This is a genomic window from Streptomyces sp. NPDC001941 (assembly GCF_040296945.1).
In the GTDB taxonomy this organism is placed as follows: domain Bacteria; phylum Actinomycetota; class Actinomycetes; order Streptomycetales; family Streptomycetaceae; genus Streptomyces.
Window position 1 is genome coordinate 36,267 of the sequence record NZ_JBEOYE010000011.1, and the last position, 19,599, is coordinate 55,865.

Consider the following 19,599-nt stretch of genomic DNA (forward strand, 5'->3'; position numbering starts at 1 on the left):
GCGGGTGTCGGCGGGGCCGGCGGGCCCGCGGGTGGGGCCGGGTCAGCGGGCGTCGACGACGGCGAGGGCGCGCCTGAGGTCGTCGAGCTGGTCGACGAGCTTGCGGCGCAGGGCGGGGGTGAGGTCGTCGCGTTCCAGGGCCTGCCGGCCGAGGGCGAGTGCTTCGGCGTCGACGGCGTGCTGGGGGAAGGCGTGGCGTCCGGCGGCTTCGGCCATGGCGGGGCCGCGGCGGTCGGCGAGGGCGGCGGCTTCGGGGTAGTAGCGGGGGACGTACTCGCGTACGAGGTGGGCCTGTTCGGGTTGCCAGAAGCCCTGGGCGGTGGCGGTGAAAAGGTAGTTGGAGAGGGTGTCCTCGGTGAACATGCGCTGCCAGGCGGCGGCCTTGGCGGCGGGGTCGGGCAGGGCGGCGCGGCAGCGGGCGGCGCCTTCCTGGCCGGTGGCGCTGGGGTCGCGGGCGAGTTCGGCGGCGATGGCGTCCTCGTCGGTGGCGCCGAGGACGGCGAGGCGGGCGAGGATGCGCCAGCGCAGTTCGGGGTCGAGTTCGGGGCCGCCGGGGACGGTGCCTTCGTCGAGCCAGCCGGCGAGGGTGTCGGGCTGGGTGGCGCTGGAGACGAGGGTGCGCACGGCGGTGAGGCGCAGTCCGGGGTGGTCGCCGTCCTCGGTGCGGCGCAGCAGGTCGCGGGCGACGGTGGTGATGCGGGAGAGGGCGGCGGGGCGGGCGTCGTCGGGGACGTACCGGTCGGCGATGTACTGGCGGGCGAAGTCGAGGACGCCCTGGACGACGGCGAGGTCGTCCTCCTGGGGGAGGTGGGCGACGGCGGTCTCCAGGTAGGTCTCGGGCGGGAGTTCGCCGTCGCGGACCATGTCGCGCAGGGTGTTCCAGACGACGGCGCGGGTGAGGGCGTCGGGGATGCCGGAGAGGCCGCGCAGCGCGGTTTCCAGGGAGGCCTCGTCGAGGCGGACCTTGGCGTAGGTGAGGTCGCCGTCGTTGAGGACGACGAGGGCGGGGCGGGGGCCGGGGCGGTCCAGGGGCGCGTCCTGGGGGACGTCGAGGTCGAGGCGTTCGCGCAGGACGAGGCGGCGGCCGTCGACGAGGTCGCGGTCGTAGACGCCGACGGCGACGCGGTGGGGGCGTTCGCCTTCGTGGCCGACGGTGAGGGTCCAGCCGGTGTCGCCCGCGGTGACGGTGGGGCGCAGGGTGTCGACGCCGGTGGTGCGCAGCCAGCGGGCGGCCCAGGCGTGGACGTCGCGGTCGGTGGCGGAGGCGAGGGAGTCGATGAAGTCGGCGAGGGTGGCGTTGCCGAACTTGTGGCGGGCGAAGTGGGTGTTGATGCCGGCCAGGAAGTCCTTCTCGCCCGTCCAGGCGACGAGTTGGCGCAGGGCGCTGGCGCCCTTGGCGTAGGAGATGCCGTCGAAGTTGAGCAGGGCGGAGGCGGTGTCGGGGACGGCTTCGGGGTCGGGGGCGACGGCGTGGGTGGAGGGGCGCTGGTCGGCGTCGTAGCCCCAGGACTTGCGGACGATGCCGAAGTCGATCCAGGTGTCGCTGAAGCGGTCGGTGGCTTCGTTGACGGTCTGGTAGCCCATGTACTCGGCGAAGGACTCGTTGAGCCAGATGTCGTCCCACCACCTGAGGGTGACGAGGTCGCCGAACCACATGTGGGCCATTTCGTGGGCGATGACCATGGCGCGGGTCTGGCGTTCGGTGTCGGTGACGGCGGAGCGGAAGACGAACTCGTCGCGGAAGGTGACGAGTCCGGGGTTCTCCATGGCGCCGGCGTTGAACTCGGGGACGAACGCCTGGTCGTAGGAGTCGAAGGGGTAGGGCTCGTCGAACTTCTCGTGGTAGCGGTCGTAGCAGGCGCGGGTGACGTCGAGGATCTCGTCGGCGTCGGCGTCGAGGTGGGGGGCGAGGGAGCGGCGGCAGTGGAGGCCGAAGGGCAGTCCGGCGTGTTCGGTGGTGACGGAGTGCCAGGGGCCCGCGGCGACGGCGACGAAGTAGGTGGAGAGCAGGGGGGTGGGGGCGGCGTGCCAGCGGCCGTCGTCGGCCTGGGTGGTGACGCCGTTGGCGAGGACCTTCCAGCCGTCGGGGGCGGTGACGGTGAGGGCGAAGACGGCCTTGAGGTCGGGCTGGTCGAAGGCGGCGAAGACGCGCTGGACGTCCTCCATGAAGAGCTGGGTGTAGGTGTAGGTCTCGCCGTCGGTGGGGTCGGTGAAGCGGTGCATGCCCTCGCCGGTGCGGCTGTAGCGCATGTCGGCTTCGACGACGAGGTGGTGTTCGCCCTCGGTGAGGGTGAGGGGGAGCCGGTTGCCGTCGAGGGTCTCGGGGTCGAGGGGCTGTCCGTCGAGGGTGGCGGAGCGCAGGGTCTCGGGCTTGAGCTCGACGAAGGTGTCCGCGGACGCGCGGGCGGTGAAGTGGACGGCGGAGCGTGAGGCGAAGGTCTCGTCGCCGCCGGTGAGGTCGAGGTCGATCGTGTAGCGATGGACGTCGAGGAGCTGTGCTCGGGTCTGCGCTTCGTCGCGCGTCAGTACGGACATGGGCCCCATGCTGCCCGATGCGGCGGGCGGGGACACGGGGGTGTCCCCGCCCTGGCCGCGGGTGGCGGGGCGGTCACGCTCCGGGGCGGGCGGGGCCGGCGTGGTCCGGGGCGGGCGGGTGGCGCGGGTCACGCGAGGTGGAGTTCGTCTCCGGCCGCTTCCAGTTCGAGGATCCAGATCTCGTTGGTGCCGGGGGTGAGGACGGGGCCGGGGACGTAGAGGGTGTGCTGGGGGCCCCGGTTCCAGTAGCGGCCGAGGCAGAAGCCGTTGATCCAGGCGAAGCCGCGGGTCCAGCCGGGCAGGGCGAGGCGGGCGTCGCCGGGGCCGGTGACCTCGGTGGTGGCGCGGTAGAGGCCGGGAGCGGCGCCGTCGGGGGTGCGCAGGGCGAGTCCGGCGACGGCGGGCGGGGTGAGGGCGTCCAGGCGCAGGGCGCGGGCGCGGACGCCGTGCAGGTACTGGCGTTCGTGCAGGACGCCGCCGGTGATGCCCTTGGGTTCGCCGGTGCGGGGGCCGTAGTTGACGCGGCCGAGGGACTCGACCCAGAGTTCGACGGCCGCGGGTCCGGGGACGGGCGTGCCGAGCGGGGCGGGCGCGCCGTCGACGTACAGCCGGGCGAGGTCGGCGACGCCGGTGGCGTCGAGCGGGTAGGGCTGCCGGGGGCCGGGGACGTCGAGGCGGTAGCGGACCAGGCCGCGGTCGACGCCGAGTTCCTCGAAGGTGGGTGGTACGGGTGCGGTGACCTCGTCGTCGCCGAGGGCGTCGAGGACGTCGGTCAGCGGGGCGTGGCCGTCGGGGCGGGCGGTGGCGGGGGCGGCGAGGCGTGGCGGGGGCGGGGGGATCTCGGGGAGCGGGCGGGTGGTGTGCTCGGCGAGGACCTTGCGGAAGAGGTGGTACTTCTCGGTGGGGCGGCCCTCCTCGTCGACGGGCGCGTCGTAGTCGTAGGAGGTGACGGTGGGCTGGAGGGGGCCGTCGTGGCGGGGGCCGCCGCGGTTGGCCCCGGCCCAGCCGGCGAAGTTGGTGCCGCCGTGGGCCATGTAGAGGTTGACGGAGGCGCCCTCGTCGAGGATCTCGCGCAGGGCTTCGGCGGCGTCGGCGGGGTCGCGATCGGTGTGCTCCTCGCCCCAGTGGTCGAACCAGCCGCACCAGAACTCCATGCACATCAGGGGTCCGCGGGGCTGGTGGCGGCGCAGGGTGGCGAAGGCCTCGCGGGCGCCGGAGCCGAAGTTGGCGGTGGCCAGGACGCCGGGCAGGGAGCCGCCGGTGAGCATGTGGTCCTCGGGCCCGTCGGAGGTGAAGAGCGGGACGGTGATGCCGAGGTCGCGCAGCAGGGCGGCGAGGTGGCGCAGGTAGCCGGTGTCGGAGCCGTAGGAGCCGTACTCGTTCTCGACCTGGACCATGAGGACGGGGCCGCCGCGGTCGATCTGGCGGGCGGCGACCTGCGGGAGCAGGACGCGGAACCAGCGTGTGACGTGGGCGAGGTGGGCGGGGTCGCCGGTGCGGGCGCGGCGGCCGAGTTCGCCGGTGAGCCAGTGCGGCAGTCCGCCGTTCTCCCATTCGGCGCAGATGTACGGGCCGGGGCGGACGAGGGCGTACAGCCCGGCGGCGTGCACGGCGTCGAGGAAGCGGCCGAGGGCGCCGGGGTCGCGGTAGTCGCCGGGGCGGGGTTCGTGGAGGTTCCAGGGGACGTACGTCTCCACGCAGTTGAGGCCCATGGCGGCGAGCATGGCGATGCGGTGCGGCCACTGGTCCTCGTGGACGCGGAAGTAGTGCAGCGCGCCGGACAGGAGGCGGACGGGGCGGCCGTCGAGGAGGAAGTCCGTGTCGCCCACCGTGAACTCGTTCATGGGGCTCACCCTCGCCCCCTGGCGGCCCGGCGGTCCATGGACAAAGATCAGCGCTGGTTGGACGGACGGATGGCCGGCCGGACGGCTGTCCGGACGGGACGTGCGGGCCGGGCGTGCGGGCCGCGGAGGGGCGGGGCGATGTACCACACCTGGATGCGCTACTTCACGCCGAGCCCGGTCCACCACCGGCTGGGCCTGGTGTGCCTGGGCGTGGGGCTGCAGCACGGGGCGCTGCCCGCGGTGGGGCCGCGGACGCTGGACCACCACGTGGCGGTGGTGGTGAGCGCGGGCGGCGGCTGGTACCGGGGGCCGGACGGGCGGCGGGTGCGGGTGGCGGCTCCGGCGCTGATCTGGCTGGTGCCGGGGGTGGAGCACCACTACGCGGCGGATCCGGGGACGGGCTGGGACGAGAGCTTCGTGGACTTCACGGGTCCGGCGACGGCGACGTACACGGAGCTGGGGTACATCGAGCCGGAGCGTCCGGTGGTGCCGCTGGCGGACGCGGCGGGGGCGCGGGCGGCGGTCGGGCGGATCGCGCGGGCGGCGCGGCGCGGGAACCCGCTCCTTGAGGTGGAGACGGCCGCGGCGGTGCACGAGCTGCTGGTGGTGCTGCGCCGGGCGCGGGCGGACACGACGGCGCAGGGCGATCCGGTGCTGCGGGCGCTGGCGCGCGACGCGTTCCAGCCGTTGTCGGTGGCGGAGCACGCGGCGCGGCACGGGATGACGGCGGCGGCGCTGCGGGCGGCGGTGCGCCGGGGGGCGGGGTGCAGTCCGAAGGACTACCTGCTGGGGATCCGGCTGGGGCGGGCGAAGGAGCTGCTGGCGGCGACGGAGCTGCCGGTGGCGGCGGTGGCGCGGCGGGTGGGGTACGAGGACCCGGCGTACTTCTCGCGCCTGTTCACGCGGCGGGTGGGGCTGGCGCCGGTGCGGTTCCGGGAGCGGCAGGGGCGTACCGTACCGGGCGGATGGAGCCATCGCGTTCCGGATCCCGAACACCCTCCGACGATCGCGTCGCCGTCCACGTAAGCTCGCTGACCATGACCACCAGCGAGATCAACGCGTCCGTGCAGGCCGAGCTGACGCGGCTGCGCGAGAGCATCGACAACATCGACGCGGCTGTCGTGCACATGCTCGCGGAGCGCTTCAAGTGCACGCAGCAGGTCGGGCACCTCAAGGCCGAGCACCAGCTGCCGCCGGCCGACCCGGCCCGCGAGGCCCGTCAGATCGCCCGGCTGCGGCAGCTGGCGGAGAGCGCGAAGCTGGATCCGGCGTTCGCGGAGAAGCTGCTGAACTTCATCATCGCCGAGGTCATCCGCCACCACGAGACGATCGCGGACGAGACCCGGCACTGACGACGGGACCCGGCACCGGCGCGGCGGACGGCCCCGGACCCGTGACGGGTCCGGGGCCGTCCGATGCGCTCAGGCCTCGCGCGCCTCGAAGGCGTCCAGGACGAACTCGGCGGTGCCGTCGTCGCCGGTCTTGCGCAGCCCCACCCAGGCCTCCCCCTCGGCGGGCGCGGTGAACTCGTACGCGTGCACCCGCGGGGAGGTCGCCACGGGCAGCGCGTCGGCGCTCAGGTCGCGGTCGTCGACGCCGGTGACCCAGGCGTACTGCCCGGCCTTCTCGTTCTCGTACCGGAAGGACACCCGGTAGCGGCGGCCGGGCTCGAAGCGGACGGTGTGCTGGACCGTCCGGTAGACCAGTCCCTCGTTCTCGCCGCGCGACTTCAGCGACTGGGTCCCGTCGACGACGTCGTCGACCGCCTTCCCGTTCCAGCCGCGCTGGGTGTACGGGGCGTGCCGCTGGGCGATGTGGGTGCGCGGGTCGGTGGCGCCGCCCGCGTCGCCCTTGACGAAGGGGCCCCAGCCCTGGGGGACGTGCTCGAAGTCCTCGCGGGCCAGGTACCCGGGGCCGGCGGGCGGTGCGGTGGTGGCGACGACGCGGACGTTGTCGAAGCGCACCCGGGCGCCGCCCGCGTCCGCCCGGAGGGTCAGCTCGACCGGTCCGCCGCCCTGGGGGACGGTGAAGTACGTGAACATGCGCTGGAAGCGGGTGCCGTGCTTGCGGTCGGCGGCCACCTGGTTCACGGCCGTGGACACGTCGGTGTGGTTGCCCGCCCGCACCCCGTCGGCGGTGCGCACCTCAAGGGCGGCCCGGCGCCGCTCCCCCGCCGTCTCCCCCACCTCGACCTGCACGGACGCCGCGTACCTGCCGGGGCGCAGCCGGGTCAGGCGCTGGCCCGCGGCCGCGGCGCCGCCCGCGCCGATGACGAGCTCGTGGTCGCCCAGGGCGCTGGTCACCACCCGGGCGGGGCCGCTGACGCGCCAGCCGTCGAGGGTGCCGGAGTGGAAGCCGGGGTCGTGCACGGCGGTGCCCTGGCCCCAGCCGGGGTCGGCGGGGGCGGCGGCCGGGCGGCGGTGGACGACGTACGGCTGTCCGGGTGCGGCGTCCAGGGTGACGGCGCCGGAGCGCACCGGGACCTCGGCGGACAGGACGCGGCCCTGGTCGGTGAGGCGGTACGCCCAGACGCTGCGCAGGCCCGCCCAGCCGCGCGGCAGCCGCCAGGTGGTGCGGCCGCCCGCCGGGTTGTAGTGGTAGAGCCGGTCGGGGTCGGTGGCGCGGCGCGGCTCCCAGGGCAGCAGGTAGGTGCCGCCGTCGTAGACGAGCCGGCCGTCGGTGGTGATGCGGCGCGTGCCGTCGGCGTCGCTGACGGAGGTGGGGCCGAAGAAGGTGATCTCGTGCTCGGTCCAGCGCTTGATCGGGTGCGCCTGGAGGTACTTGGCGGGCAGCGAGTCGGTCCAGATGAGGGCGTAGAAGGCCGTCCAGTCGGTCTTGCCGACCCAGCCCTCGAAGTTGCCGGTGCGCGGGGCGCCGAGCAGGGTGGGCCACTTGTCGGCGAAGACGTCCTTCTGGTGGTTGCGGATGAAGCGCACCAGACGGGAGTTGACGCCGCGTGAGGTGTCGGGCCCGTAGTCGGTCTCGGTGGCCCAGTGCGACCAGAGGGAGGAGCGCTCCAGGCCGTGGCCCCATTCGGTGGTGACCATCCAGCCCTGGTCGCGCAGGGCGCGCTGGAGGCGGTCGGAGGTCCAGCCGGACTCGCGGAAGACGTCGATGTAGAGGGTGTTGAGGGCGGGGTCGGTCTCGCGGCGCAGGGCGGCGAAGCGCTCCACGATGTCGCCGGAGACCAGGTCGCGGCGCTGGTCGATGCGGTAGGACTGGTCGAGCCAGTCCCACTGCTCGTCGGTCTTGTCGACGAGGGTCTCGGAGAAGGCGTGGGCGACCGGGTAGGACTCGGTGGCGTTGACGTGGACGCCGAAGTCGCTGCCCCAGCGCCGTCCTTCGCGCAGCAGGGTGTTGAGGTCGGCCAGGCCGCCGGCGCGCTGGTTGTGGTTGCCCGCGTAGTCGGGGTGGGCGGAGTCGTGGCCCTCGGACTGGTAGCCCTTGAGGAGGGTGTACTGGCGCAGCCCGTCGGTGGCCAGGCTGATCCGCTTGACGTGGTCGAGGGTGGCCAGGAAGGGGTTGGTGGCCTGGCTGGCGAAGTTGAACGGGATGTGCGGGACGACCCTCAGGTGCTGGGTGTCGGCGCCGAGCGGGCTGACCATGACGTCGCGGAAGGCGATGGCGGCGTCCTGCCAGTCGACGCGTCCGTCACCGCCCCGGTCCCGGGTGAGGACGACGGTCGCGTACGGCAGGGGTTCGGTGGCGTCGGCGGGGGCGGTGGCGGCGCGGTGGGTCCACTGGCCGGGGGTGAGGGTGGCCAGGGCGTGCTCGCCGTCGCGGACGGTGCGGCGGAAGAGCCGGCCGTTCTCCCAGGAGGTGGCCGCGTCGGGCCGGTCCCACACGGTGTTGGTCTCGATCGCGCCGCCGAGGCCGTCGTGGGCGAGGACGGCGTAGGCGCAGCCGGTGGCGGCCGGTTCGGCGGGGGTGTCCGGGGCCGGGGTGACCAGGGTGTCGCCGCTCTTGGCCTTGTCGAGCTGGATGCGGGCGGCGAGGAGCGTGGCGCCGGGCTGGTCGGAGCGGACGGCGAGCAGGGACAGGCCGGGCACGCGCAGGGTGCCCACGCGCAGGGCGGCGCTGTCGCGGACCGCGGTGACGCGCCAGTCCACGCGCATGCCGGTGACCCTGATCTCGACGTCGAGGGCGGCGCCGTCGAGGGTGAGGGTGTACGCGGCACGGTCGCGGCGGGTGCGGACGGTGACCCGGGGGGTGTGGTCGGCGCCGTCGATCTGGAGGGTGGTGACCGGCTGGGGCTGGCCGTGCAGCAGCTGGCCGCTGGCGCGGTGGGTGTAGCCGAGCACGCGCGGGAAGGCGGTGTCGACGACGACGTCGAGGTCGGCGGAGCGCAGGGTCGCGGTGGCGGGGGCGGCGCTCGCGGCGGCCGGCCGTGCGACGGCGGCGGCTCCGGCGGCGAGTGCCGCGGTGGTGACGACGGTCCTGCGGCTGGGGCCCTGGGTTCGCGGCTGGCGCAACGCTCGCTCCTGACTCGTGACGGCTGTTCCTGGAGGTCACGATGGTGCGGGCGGTGCACCGGGGCCCATGGACAAAGGCGGGGCAGGTGTTGGACTAACGCACCCGCCCCGCCTTCGTCCGCCGCTGGGGGACGCTCGTCCCCCACGGAACGCTCGCCCCCTACGGGGCGCTCGTCAGCTCGCCGTCGTCACAGGGTGGCCGCGGCGTTGGTGATCGCGGTGGCGAAGGTGGACACCTCGGTGTAGACGCCGGGGTAGTTGGGCCGTGCGCAGCCCTGGCCCCAGCTGACGATGCCGACCTGGATCCAGGCGCCGGCGTTGTCGCGGCGGAACATCGGGCCGCCGGAGTCGCCCTGGCAGGTGTCGACGCCGCCCTGGGCGAGGCCGGCGCAGATCTCCTCGGCGGGCACCAGGTCGTTGCCGTAGGACGCCTTGCAGGAGGCGTCGGTGACGAACGGGACGGTGGCCTTCTTCAGGTAGCGCTGCTGGCCGCCGCCCTCGCTGGTGGCGCCCCAGCCGGCGATGGTGAAGGTGCCGTTGTCGTACGCCTTGGTGTTGGCGATCTTCAGGGTGGGCTGGTTGATCGGCTTGGCGAGCTTGATCAGCGCCCAGTCCTTGCCCTTGCCGTTGTAGCCGGGGGCCTGGAGCACCTTGGTGGACTTCACCTTGATCGCGCTGGAGCTCTGCAGGTCAACCACGCCGCCGGTGGCGGTGATGCTGGTGTTGTTGCCGGAGCCGTTGACGCAGTGCGCGGCGGTGAGCACGATCTGCTGGGTCAGCAGGGAGCCGCCGCAGCCCATGGACAGGCGGACCATGAAGGGGAACTCGCCCTGGGCGGCGTTGGAGCCGCCGACGACCGGCTGGGGGGCGGCGGTCGCGGCCCCGGTCGCGCCGACCTGGAGGCTGAGGGCGGCGAGGCCGACCGTGGCGACGGCGGCACATCTCTTGAGGGCGCTCGTTATCTTGGTCAACTGTCTGCCTTTCGTGGGGGGTTGGGTGGGGGGTGGCGTCGTGCGCGCGAGGGCGGGCCCGGCCCCTGGCAGTGCGGTGACATGGGCCCGTCAAGGCGTGATCGTGATTATCCGGAGGCCCTCGCACGTGTCACAAGGAGCACTTTTCGGCCACCGGCGATCCGTTCGGATCAGCCGCCCCGGACGGCCCGCGCGGCCCCACCCGGGGCGCCCGCCCGTACAGTTGGGCCGGGGCCCGGCACCGGTCCGGGGCGGGCTTTGCGGACGTGGGGGTTACGGACGTGGGGATCGGCAACGAGGTCGTGCACGGCTTTCCGCACCTGGACACCGCGCGGCGGGCGATCACCGCGCTCTACAAGCGGCTCTCCTTCGACGGCCTGTCGGCGTACGCGACCAGCGTCGTCCCGGCCGACGTCGCCTTCGGCGACCAGGACGACCTGCACCTGGGCACCCAGCGGGTGGCCCGCGCGCTGGTGCAGCACCTGCGGCTGCCCGAGGCCCGGATGATCGTCTCCTTCCGGGGCATGGAGCACGCGGCCGGCGTCGAACTGGCCGCGGGACCCGAGTACTTCATCGAGCTCAACGACCGCTTCCGCGACCACCGGCGCGACATCGGCGCGGCCCTCGCGCACGAGATCACCCACGTCCTACTGCACCGGCTCGGGCTCGGCTTCCCCGGCACCCGCGACAACGAGATCCTGACCGACACCGTCACCACCTACCTGGGCGCGGGCTGGCTGCTGCTGGACGCCTTCCGCCAGGACGGCGTCTCCAGCCAGAAGCTGGGCTACCTCACGCCCGAGGAGTTCGGCTACGTCCTCGCCAAGCGCTCGCTGCTGTTCGGCGAGGACCCCTCGCCCTGGTTCACCAGCCCGCAGGCGTACGAAGCGTACGCCTCCGGGCGGGCGCGGGCGCTGCGCGACGAGCAGCAGCCGCCGCTGACCGCCGCGGGCTGGACCGGCCGGCACCGCTACGCCAAGGACCGCAGGCACGCCCAGGAGCAGCCGGGCACCACCGCGCCCGACGGCAGCCCGTACGCCTTCGAGGGCGGCCGGTCCGGACTGCGGGTCTCCTTCGACTGCCCCACCTGCCACCAGCGCATCCGGGTCCCGGTGCGCGGCCGGGTGCGGGCCCGCTGCGGGCTGTGCCGCACGGTCCTGGAGTGCGACACGTAGGCCGTGCCTCCCGGAGGCCCGTCCGGGGCGTGGGACATCTCACGGCCACCCCGCGGCCGCCTTCCGTAGGGTCGAAGGATGACGAACGAGCCGGAAGCGGACGCCCGGGAGCTGTTCGCCGCGCTGCACGGCGGCGACGACGACGCCGTCGTACGGCTGCTGCGCGCGGGCGTGCCCGCGGAGGCCACCGACCCCGGCGGGCACAGCGCGCTGTACGTGGCCGCGGTGAGCGACCGGCCGGTGGCGGTGCGGCTGCTGCTCGCGGCCGGGGCCGACCCGGCGCGCCCCAGCGGCGCGCCCGCGCTGCTGGCCGGGGGCGGTGAACTGCCGCTGTGCGGCGCCGCGTGCGGCGGGCACACCGAGGTGGCGCGGGCCCTGCTCGCCGCGGGCGCCCCGGTCGACCAGCGCGAGGCGATGGGCTTCACCGCACTGGCCTGGGCGGTCCAGCAGGGGCACACGACGGCCGTGGAGCTGCTGCTCGGCGCGGGCGCCGACCCCGGTCTGCCGGGCCCGCACGGGCGTCCGGCGCTGGTCGCGGCGGCGGCGCGGGGCTCGGCCCCGGTGGTGCGGGCGCTGCTGCGCGGCGGCGCGGGGGCGCGCGAGGCCGCGCTCGCCGAGGCCCGCGCCCTGCTGGGCACGGACGCCGAGGCGGAGCTGCGGCGCGACCTGCCGCGGTCCCGCGGGCCGGGCGACCGGGTGGTGTGCCACCGGGTGGAGGAGGACGAGGGCGTCACGGTCGTGGTGGAGCTGCTGCGCGAGGGGCGCCCGGTGGCCGGGGCGGAGCGGGGCACCTCGCACGCGGCCGTCGCCACGCTCCTGGAGGCGGAGCTGGGGCGGCGCACGGCGTACGCGGAGCTGGCGGACCGGGCGCTGGGCGCCGGGCGGCCCGAACACGCGGACTGGGCGCAGTCGGTGGCGGTGCTGCGGGCGCGCGGGGACGAGGAGACGTTCCAGGCGGCGGCCGCCTGGTGCGCGAGCGGGGACGAGGCGCGGCAGGCGTTCGCGGCGGACGTGCTGGCGGGCCTGGGCCTGGGGCCGGGCGCGTGGCGGCCGTTCGCGCCGCGCGCGGTGCCGCTGCTGTGCGAACTGGCCCGGGACGCGCGGGGGTCCGCGCTCGTGCTCGCGGCCGTGCGGGCGCTGGGCCACCAGGGCCAGGGGCGGGCGCTGCCCGGGGTGCTGCGGCACGCGGGACACCCCGATCCGGTGGTGCGGGAGGCGGTGGCGGAGGCGCTGGCGCGGCTGACCGGGCCCGCGGACGGGGCGGGCACGGCGGCGCTCGCCGTGCTCGCCCGGGACGCGCGGGAGCGGGTGCGCCGGGCCGCGACGGCGGGCCTGGCCGGGCTGCGTCCCGGCCCGGCGCCGGACGCGGAGCGCCAGGACGCGATACGGCAGGCGCTCGCCGAGCGCCTGGACGACCCGGACGCGGCCACGGCGGCCGAGGCGGCGCGGGGCCTGGCGGTCCGTCAGGACCCGCGCGCCGTGGAGGTGCTGGCCCGGCTCCTGCGGGAGCGGGAGCCGGGCGACCCGGTGCGGGGGACGGCGCTCGCGGCGCTGCCCCACGTCCGGGACGCGGCGGCCAGGCGCCGCCTGGAGTGGACGCTGCCGCGCCGCCGCTGAGGCGCCCCGGGGTGCCGGGGGGGGTGGGTCAGCAGCCGTGGTCGACGAGGTCGAACGTGGCGTAGTGGTCGGCGGTGTAGTAGTCCTCGGCGGTGCCGTCGCCGGTGACGATGCGGCGGGCGCCTCGGGTCGGCGAGCCCGGCGTGACGACGGTGTACTCGTGGTAGTAGCCGCTGGTCCGCTGTGGCAGGACGCCCTCGCGGTTCTGGAAGACGACGCCGTCCTGGTCGTACGGGAACGGGCCGCCCCGGTCGATCAGGCGCAGCGTGTCGTGGGCCTGGGAGGGCAGCGCGGAGTAGCAGATGTCGCCGACCGACGCGACGGCCGGCGCGGAGACGGGGGTGGGGGCGGCGGGCGCGGCGGCGGTGGCCGGGGCGCCGGTCAGCAGGGCGGAGAGCAGGGCGGCGGCGCCGCCTGCGAGGGCGAGGCGTGGGGGGATTCGCATGGGCACGATGATGACGCGCGTAGAAAAGGCGGCTCAAGGCCAACTGGCTTCAATTCGGCGGACGTTAACTTCCTCCGCGTACCGTCCGCAGTTGTGTGCGGGACGTGTGCGGCCCGCACACGTCCCGGCCCGGGGCGCACGTCTCCGCACGCCGTCACACGTCTCCGCACGCCATCACACGTGTCCGGTCGTACGGCCGCCGGTCATGCCCGGGTCAGAGGTGCGCGGGTCAGTCGTAGGTGACCTCGACCCGCTCGGCGAGGACGGCCGCCTGGCAGGCGAGGGCGTGGCCGTCGGCGAGTTCGGCGTCGTCCAGGACCTCGTTCTTCAGCAGCTTCACCTCGCCGCCGGAGACCCTGCAGGCGCAGGCCCCGCACAGGCCGGCGCGGCAGGAGTACGGGGCGTCCACCCCGGCGGCCAGCATCGCGTCGAGCAGCGGGGTGCCGGCGGCGCCGGTGACCGTGTGGACGCGGCCGTCCAGGTGGACCTCGGCGGTGTAGCCGCCCGGTACGGGGGCGGCGGGGGCGGGCGCGGGGGCGGCGAACACGTCGTCGGCCAGGGAGAAGTAGCGCTCGCGCACGACGGTGCGGGCCCCGGCGGCCCGCAGGCCCTCCTCGGCCACGTCCATCAGCGCGGACGGCCCGCACAGGTAGGCGTCGCGCGACGCGTGGGGGGCGAGCGCGTCGCCGATCGCGGCGGCGGTCGGCAGGCCGCGCAGCGACTCCAGCCAGTGCACCAGGGTGAACCGGTCGCCGTGCTCCTCGGCCAGGCCGGCGAGCCGGTCCCGGAAGATGACCGACTTCTCGTCGCGGTTGGCGTAGAAGAGGGCGACCCGGCCGGTGCCGGCGGCCAGCACCGAGGTGACGATGGAGAGCACCGGGGTGATGCCGCTGCCGCCCGCGACGAGCAGGACGTCCCGGTCCAGGTCGCGCGGCCCGAAGGTGCCCGCGGGGGGCAGCACTTCGAGTTCGTCGCCCGCGGCGACGCCCTCGCACACCCAGCCGGAGCCGATCCCGCCCGGCACCTTCTTGACGGTGATCCGCGGGGCCTCGCCGGTGTGCGGGGAGCTGGACAGCGAGTAGCAGCGGGCGGCCCCGCCGGGCACCCGCAGGGTCAGGAACTGGCCGGGCTGGTAGGGGAAGGCGGCGGACAGGACGAGGGAGACGGCGTCCGCGGTCTCCCGCACCACCTCGTCGACGCGCACCGTGCTGCTAGCGGACACCGGTCTCCTCCAGTTTCGTACGCAGCTGCTGGACCGCGCCGAGGCTCTCGCACCCGGCTGGAGCGGGGCACCAGGACCGGTGGAGCGCCCGGGTGGGAAGGTCAGGCCGCGGGGTCCGCGAGGAGGGCGGCGAGGCGGGTGCGGCTGTCCACGCCGAGCTTGGTGAAGATCCGGCCCAGGTGGTACTCGACGGTCTTGACGCTGATCACCAGCTCCCGCGCCGCCTGCCGGTTGGTCAGGCCCGCGCCGACCAGCCGGGCCACCGCGAGCTCCTGCGGGGTGAGCCGGGCGGTGCCGCGCTCGTGGGCGGCCCCGGGGTGCAGTCCGCAGGCGGCCAGTTCGCGTTCGCAGCGCTCCAGGTCGGGCCGGGCACCGAGGCGTACGAGCAGGGCGCGGGCGGCCGTCAGCTCCTCGCCCGCGCGGGCCCGGCGCCCCGCGCGGCGCAGGAACCGCCCGTACGCGAGGTGCAGCAGCGCCCGGTCGAACGGGGCGGCCACCCGCGGGGCGTGGCCCAGGGCGTCCCGGAACGCCCGCTCGGCGCGGTCGGGTTCGCCCAGGGCCGCCTCCAGGGTGCCCCGGGCCCGTCCCGCGGCGAGCCGGGCGCCGGGGTGGCGGGCCTCGCGGGCGGCCCGCTCGTAGGGCCCGAGGGCCTCCTCGGCCCGCACCGGTTCCTCCAGGGCCGACCAGGCGTCGGCGAGCAGGTCGGCCCAGGGCAGCGCGCCGGGCCGCTCGAAGGTGCCGCGGGGGCGCAGGGCGAGCAGCGGCTCCAGGGCGAGGACGACCTCCTCGGGGCGGCCCCGGGCGCGCGCCAGGTGGCCCTCGGCGAGGGCGGCCCAGTACTCGGGCTGGACGTGCCCCCGGCCGGCGAACTGCCGCACCACGTGGGCGTGGGCCTGGGCGCGGGCGAAGGCGCCGCGCGCGCTGTGGGCGAGGCAGGCCAGGGCGCGGCAGTACAGGCCGATGTGCGGCTGGTCGGTGTCGGCGGCCAGCGACAGGGCCTGTTCGGCGTGGACGACGGCGTCGTCCCAGTGGCCGGCCCGGTACTCGGCGGAGGCCAGCGCGTTGCCCGCGAGCACCCGGAAGGAGGCGGCGCGGCCCCGGCAGTGGGCGTGGACGCCGGTCAGGTCCCGTACGGCTCCTGCCAGGTCGCCGGTGTACTCGCGCAGCGAGCCGCGGCCGAGGAGGCGTTCGAGGTCGTCGGGCGCGGCGACGGCCGGGTCGGGCAGCGGTCCGAGCCCGGCGAGCGCCTCGGCGGCCCGGCCCTCCATGGCCCGTCCGGCCAGCGCCAGGTAGTGGATCATGTCGGTGGCGGTGTCGGCGGGCGCGAGTTCCAGGGCGCGCCCGGCCCATTCGGCCATCTCGCCGCCGCGCGCGGTGCTCCCGTACAGCGCGGCGAACTGTCCGGCCACGCGCGCCCCGAGGACGGGTTCGGTCGCCGGGTCGCAGCGCCGCCAGGCATCGGTGAGCAGGGCCTCGGCGCGGGGCGCGTCGAAGAGGCAGAGCCGGCCGAGGAGGTAGCTGCGCCAGCCGCTCTCGGCGAAGCCGGCGACCCGGGCGGCGGCCTCGGCGGTGTCGGGCACGTCCCCGGCGAGGACCTGGCACTCCACGGCCTCCAGGCACCGGCGTTCGGCGAGGGTGCGGGTGCCGCTGAGCCGGGCTGCGGCGGCGAACCGGGCGGCGGCGGCCTCCCAGCGGCCGTCGGCGGCCAGTTCGCGGGCCAAGGCGGCCAGTTCCGCGGCGAGGCCGGGGTCGGGCCCGGTCGCGGCGAGCGCCCGGTGGCGCAGCGCGGTGTCGGTGTCGGGGGCGAGCGCGGCGGCGGCGCGGTGCAGGGCGGAGCGGCGGGACGGGCCGAGGCGGTGGTAGACGGCGGCGTGGGTGAGGGGGTGCGGGAAGCGGACGTGCGGCTCGCCGGGGCGTTCGGTCAGCAGCCCCGCGTACACGGCCTCCTCCAGGGCGTCGAGCGGGTCGGCGAGCCCGGCGAGCGCGGCGGCCCGCTCCAGCGGGGCGTGGGCGCCGAGCACGGCGGCGGCGCAGACCAGGGCCTCGGCGGGGGCGGTGCAGCGGGCGAGCCTGGCCAGCACCAGGGCGGTGAACGACCGGGGGGCGGGCGGTGCCACGTCGGGCTGCTCCAGCGCCCGGACCAGGGCCTGGCCCTCCTGTTCCAGCAGGGCCAGGGCGTGCAGCGGGCTGCCGCCGGTGTGGGTGCGCAGCCGGGTGGCGGCCCGGGCGGTCAGCGGGGGCAGCCCGGCCGTGGCGGCCAGTTCGCGCAGTTCGTCCGCGGCGAGGCCGTCGAGGCGGATGCGCACGGCGGTGTCGGCGGTGAACAGCCTGCGCAGCCCGGCGGGCAGTCGCGGGTCGTCGGCGTCCCGCACGACGGCGAGGGCGAGCACCCGGTCGGCGCGGAGCCGGCGGACGGCGAAGGCGAGGGCCGCGAGCGACGGCCGGTCGGCCCACTGGGCGTCGTCGAGGACGAGGACCCCGGGCTCCTCCAGGGCCTCCAGGAGCGCGCCGCCCGCGTCGGCGGGGTCGGCCCAGCGCCCGGTGCGGCCCAGCCACTGCTGGACCACGCCGTAGGGGGGCGCGGCGCCGTCGCCCTCCTCCGCCTCCTCGCCCTCGGCGTAGCGCACGTGCGGGACGCCCGTGAGGAAGCGGCGCACGAGCGCGGACTTGCCGATGCCCGCGGGGCCCTCGACGAGGACGCGCTGGGGCGCGTGCTCCCGGGTCCGGGCCCAGGTGTGCTCCAGGGCCGCCAGGGCGTGGCCCCGGCCCACGAAGGGGATCGCCACGCACCCAGGGTGCCCCGGGGGGCGTGGCGTGGCAATCGTCGTGCGCCGGGCACGGGCCGGTGCGGGGCGGGTTCAGGCCCCGTACACCGCGCCCGGCGGCTCGGCGCGCGACAGGAGCTTCAGGGCGGTCTCGCCCGCCTCCCCGGGGGTCCAGCGCCCGGGGCGGGTGGCGGACGGGCCGGGGCGCCAGCCCTCCATGACGGTGATGCGGCCGCCCTCGGCCTCGAAGACCCGGCCGGTGACGGCGCCGCTGAGGGCCGAGCCGAGCCACACCACCAGGGGCGACACGTCCTCGGCGGTGCCCTCCAGGGCGGCGAACGCCTGCTCGGTCATCCGGGTGCGGGCGGCCGGGGCGATCGCGTTGACCCGTACGCCGTAGCGGGCGAGTTCGGCGGAGGCGACGAGGGTGAGGCCGATCGCGCCCGCCTTGGCCGCCGCGTAGTTGCCCTGGCCGACGCTGCCCAGCAGGCCCGCCCCGGAGGTGGTGTTGACGATCCGGGCGTCCACGGCGCGGCCCGCCTTCGCCTCGGCGCGCCAGTGCGCGGCGGCGTGCTTCAGGGGCAGGAAGTGGCCCTTGAGGTGGACGCGTACGACGGCGTCCCAGTCGTCCTCGTCGAGGTTGACGAGCATCCGGTCGCGCAGGAAGCCCGCGTTGTTGACCAGGGTGTCGAGCCGGCCGAAGGCGTCGAGCGCGGCGGTGACCAGGGAGGCGGCGCCCTCGGTGGTGGCGATGTCGCCGCCGTGCGCGACGGCCTCTCCCCCGGCGGCCCTGATCTCGGCCACCACCCGGGCGGCGGGGCTCTCGGTCCCCGGGCTGCCGTCGAGGCCGACGCCGAGGTCGTTGACGACGACGCGGGCGCCCTCGGCGGCGAACGCCAGGGCGTGGGCCCGGCCGAGGCCGCGTCCGGCGCCGGTGACGACGGCGACCCGGCCCTCGCAGATTCCGGTCATGTCCGGTTCCCTTCGGGGTGGTTGGCGGTGGCGGCGTCGAGGAAGGCGGGGCGTTCCCCGCCGCCGTGGACGAGCAGGGTCGCCCCGGAGACGTACGCGGCGCGCGGCGAGGCGAGGAAGACGGCCGCCTCGCCGACGTCGGAGGGCTCGGCGAGGCGGCCGAGCGGGACGGTGCGGGCGACGGCGGCGAGGCCGTCGGCGTCGCCGTAGTGGAGGTGGCTGAGTTCGGTGCGGACCATGCCCAGCTGGAGGGTGTTGACGCGGACTTCGGGGGCCCATTCGACGGCCATGGAGCGGGCCAGGCCCTCCAGGCCGGCCTTGGCGGCGCCGTAGGCGGCGGTGCCCGGGGAGGGGCGGGTGGCGCTGACGCTGCCGATCATGACGATCGAGCCGTGGGCGGCGCGCAGCCGGGGGCGGGCGGCGAGGCTGGCGGTGAGCGGGGCGAGGAGGTTGAGCTCGACGACCCGGGCGTGGCGTTCGGGGCCGCCCTCGTCGAGGGGGCGGTAGGGGCTGCCGCCCGCGTTGTTGACCAGGGTGTCCAGCCGTCCGTAGGCGGCGGCGACGCTGTGGAAGAACTCCTGCACGGCGCCGCTCTCGCGCAGGTCGACGGCCATGAACTCGGCCTTGCGGCCCTGGTGTTCGACCGGTGCGTCCGGTGGTCTGCGGGCGCAGACGACGACCTCGGCCCCCGCCGCGAGGAACGCCCGCGCGATGCCGGCGCCGACGCCGCGCGTGCCGCCGGTGACGACGGCGACCCTCCCGTCCAGCTCCATCTGCTGCTACCTTCCTCGACCAAGCACCTAACAAATGTTTGGTGGAAAGGTAGCTGATCCGCTCATGGGTGTCTCCACCACGGGACCGGACAAGGGCGTCGCCCTCGTCACCGTCGACTTCCCGCCCGTCAACGCCCTTCCGGTGCGCGGTTGGTACGAGCTGGCCGACGCGGTGCGCGCGGCCGGGCGCGACCCGGCGAACCGCTGCGTGGTCCTCGCCGCCGAGGGACGCGGCTTCAACGCGGGCGTCGACATCAAGGAGATGCAGCGCGACCCCGGCCACGACGCCCTGGTGGGCGCCAACCGGGGCTGCTACGAGGCCTTCTCGGCGGTGTACGAGTGCGAGGTGCCGGTCGTCGCCGCGGTGGGCGGCTTCTGCCTGGGCGGCGGCATCGGACTGGTCGGCAACGCGGACGTGATCGTCGCCGCCGAGGACGCCGTCTTCGGCCTGCCGGAGCTGGACCGGGGGGCGCTGGGCGCCGCCACCCACCTGGCCCGGCTGGTCCCCCAGCACCTGATGCGCGCCCTGTACTACACCTCGCGCACCGCCACCGCCGCCGAGCTGCACGCGCACGGCTCGGTGTGGCGGGTGGTGCCCCGCGACGGGCTCCTGGACGCCGCCCTGGAGCTGGCCCGGGAGATCGCGCGCAAGGACGGCTACCTGATCCGGCTGGCCAAGGCCGCGATCAACGGCATCGACCCGGTCGACGTGCGCCGCAGCTACCGCTTCGAGCAGGGCTTCACCTTCGAGGCGAACCTCAGCGGGGTGGCCGACCGGGTCCGCGACACCTTCGGCAAGGAGGGCTGA

The 19,599-nt window shown here is 75.8% G+C and carries 14 protein-coding genes; 5 read left to right on the top strand and 9 right to left on the bottom strand.

The features are described from left to right. Window positions 1-42: 42 nt before the first annotated feature. Window positions 43-2,535: an aminopeptidase N gene (pepN, locus tag ABT160_RS11280; RefSeq protein WP_351646346.1), complete on the bottom strand. Its 2,493-nt coding sequence runs from the start codon at window positions 2,533-2,535 to the stop codon at window positions 43-45. A gap of 128 nt (window positions 2,536-2,663) precedes the next feature. Next, window positions 2,664-4,379, bottom strand: coding sequence for a glycoside hydrolase family 35 protein (locus tag ABT160_RS11285; RefSeq protein WP_351646347.1), 1,716 nt, complete (start codon window positions 4,377-4,379; stop codon window positions 2,664-2,666). 138 nt (window positions 4,380-4,517) lie between these two features. Between ABT160_RS11285 and ABT160_RS11290 the strand changes: the two genes are divergently transcribed. Then, window positions 4,518-5,405 carry a helix-turn-helix domain-containing protein gene (locus ABT160_RS11290; RefSeq protein WP_351646348.1) on the top strand — a complete coding sequence of 296 codons (888 nt, stop codon included), beginning with the start codon at window positions 4,518-4,520 and terminating at the stop codon, window positions 5,403-5,405. Between the two features lie 11 nt (window positions 5,406-5,416). Beyond that, window positions 5,417-5,731 carry a chorismate mutase gene (locus ABT160_RS11295; protein WP_351646350.1) on the top strand — a complete coding sequence of 105 codons (315 nt, stop codon included), beginning with the start codon at window positions 5,417-5,419 and terminating at the stop codon, window positions 5,729-5,731. A gap of 69 nt (window positions 5,732-5,800) precedes the next feature. Here the strand turns inward: ABT160_RS11295 and ABT160_RS11300 are convergent, their stop codons facing one another. Beyond that, window positions 5,801-8,851, bottom strand: a complete 3,051-nt coding sequence (locus ABT160_RS11300; RefSeq protein WP_351646352.1) for an endo-alpha-N-acetylgalactosaminidase family protein — start codon at window positions 8,849-8,851, stop codon at window positions 5,801-5,803. Between the two features lie 188 nt (window positions 8,852-9,039). After that, entirely contained in the window at window positions 9,040-9,822 is a 783-nt protein-coding gene (locus tag ABT160_RS11305) for a S1 family peptidase (protein WP_351646353.1), read from the bottom strand. A gap of 281 nt (window positions 9,823-10,103) precedes the next feature. On the opposite strand from ABT160_RS11305, the gene ABT160_RS11310 reads away from it, so the two are divergent. Then, window positions 10,104-10,997, top strand: a complete 894-nt coding sequence (locus ABT160_RS11310) for a hypothetical protein (RefSeq protein ID WP_351646355.1) — start codon at window positions 10,104-10,106, stop codon at window positions 10,995-10,997. 78 nt (window positions 10,998-11,075) lie between these two features. Further along, window positions 11,076-12,614 carry an ankyrin repeat domain-containing protein gene (locus ABT160_RS11315; RefSeq protein WP_351646356.1) on the top strand — a complete coding sequence of 513 codons (1,539 nt, stop codon included), beginning with the start codon at window positions 11,076-11,078 and terminating at the stop codon, window positions 12,612-12,614. Between the two features lie 28 nt (window positions 12,615-12,642). Here the strand turns inward: ABT160_RS11315 and ABT160_RS11320 are convergent, their stop codons facing one another. The 5 genes from ABT160_RS11320 to ABT160_RS11340 all read right to left on the bottom strand — a co-directional run bounded on the left by ABT160_RS11320 (window position 12,643) and on the right by ABT160_RS11340 (window position 18,791). Further along, window positions 12,643-13,059 (bottom strand): guanyl-specific ribonuclease, encoded by a 417-nt coding sequence (locus ABT160_RS11320; RefSeq protein ID WP_351646358.1) that lies wholly within the window; start codon window positions 13,057-13,059, stop codon window positions 12,643-12,645. Between the two features lie 229 nt (window positions 13,060-13,288). Further along, on the bottom strand, window positions 13,289-14,281 hold the full coding sequence (locus ABT160_RS11325) for a 2Fe-2S iron-sulfur cluster-binding protein (protein ID WP_351646360.1): 993 nt from the start codon (window positions 14,279-14,281) through the stop codon (window positions 13,289-13,291). Window positions 14,282-14,382: 101 nt separating this feature from the next. Beyond that, window positions 14,383-17,067, bottom strand: coding sequence for an AAA family ATPase (locus tag ABT160_RS11330; RefSeq protein ID WP_351646362.1), 2,685 nt, complete (start codon window positions 17,065-17,067; stop codon window positions 14,383-14,385). Window positions 17,068-17,139: 72 nt separating this feature from the next. After that, window positions 17,140-18,018 (bottom strand): SDR family oxidoreductase, encoded by an 879-nt coding sequence (locus tag ABT160_RS11335; protein WP_351646363.1) that lies wholly within the window; start codon window positions 18,016-18,018, stop codon window positions 17,140-17,142. Beyond that, window positions 18,015-18,791, bottom strand: coding sequence for an SDR family oxidoreductase (locus ABT160_RS11340; RefSeq protein WP_351646365.1), 777 nt, complete (start codon window positions 18,789-18,791; stop codon window positions 18,015-18,017). The genes ABT160_RS11335 and ABT160_RS11340 overlap by 4 nt, the downstream gene beginning before the upstream one ends. A 64-nt stretch (window positions 18,792-18,855) precedes the next feature. Here ABT160_RS11340 and ABT160_RS11345 point away from each other — a divergent pair, with 64 nt between their 5' ends. Next, entirely contained in the window at window positions 18,856-19,599 is a 744-nt protein-coding gene (locus ABT160_RS11345) for an enoyl-CoA hydratase family protein (protein WP_351646367.1), read from the top strand.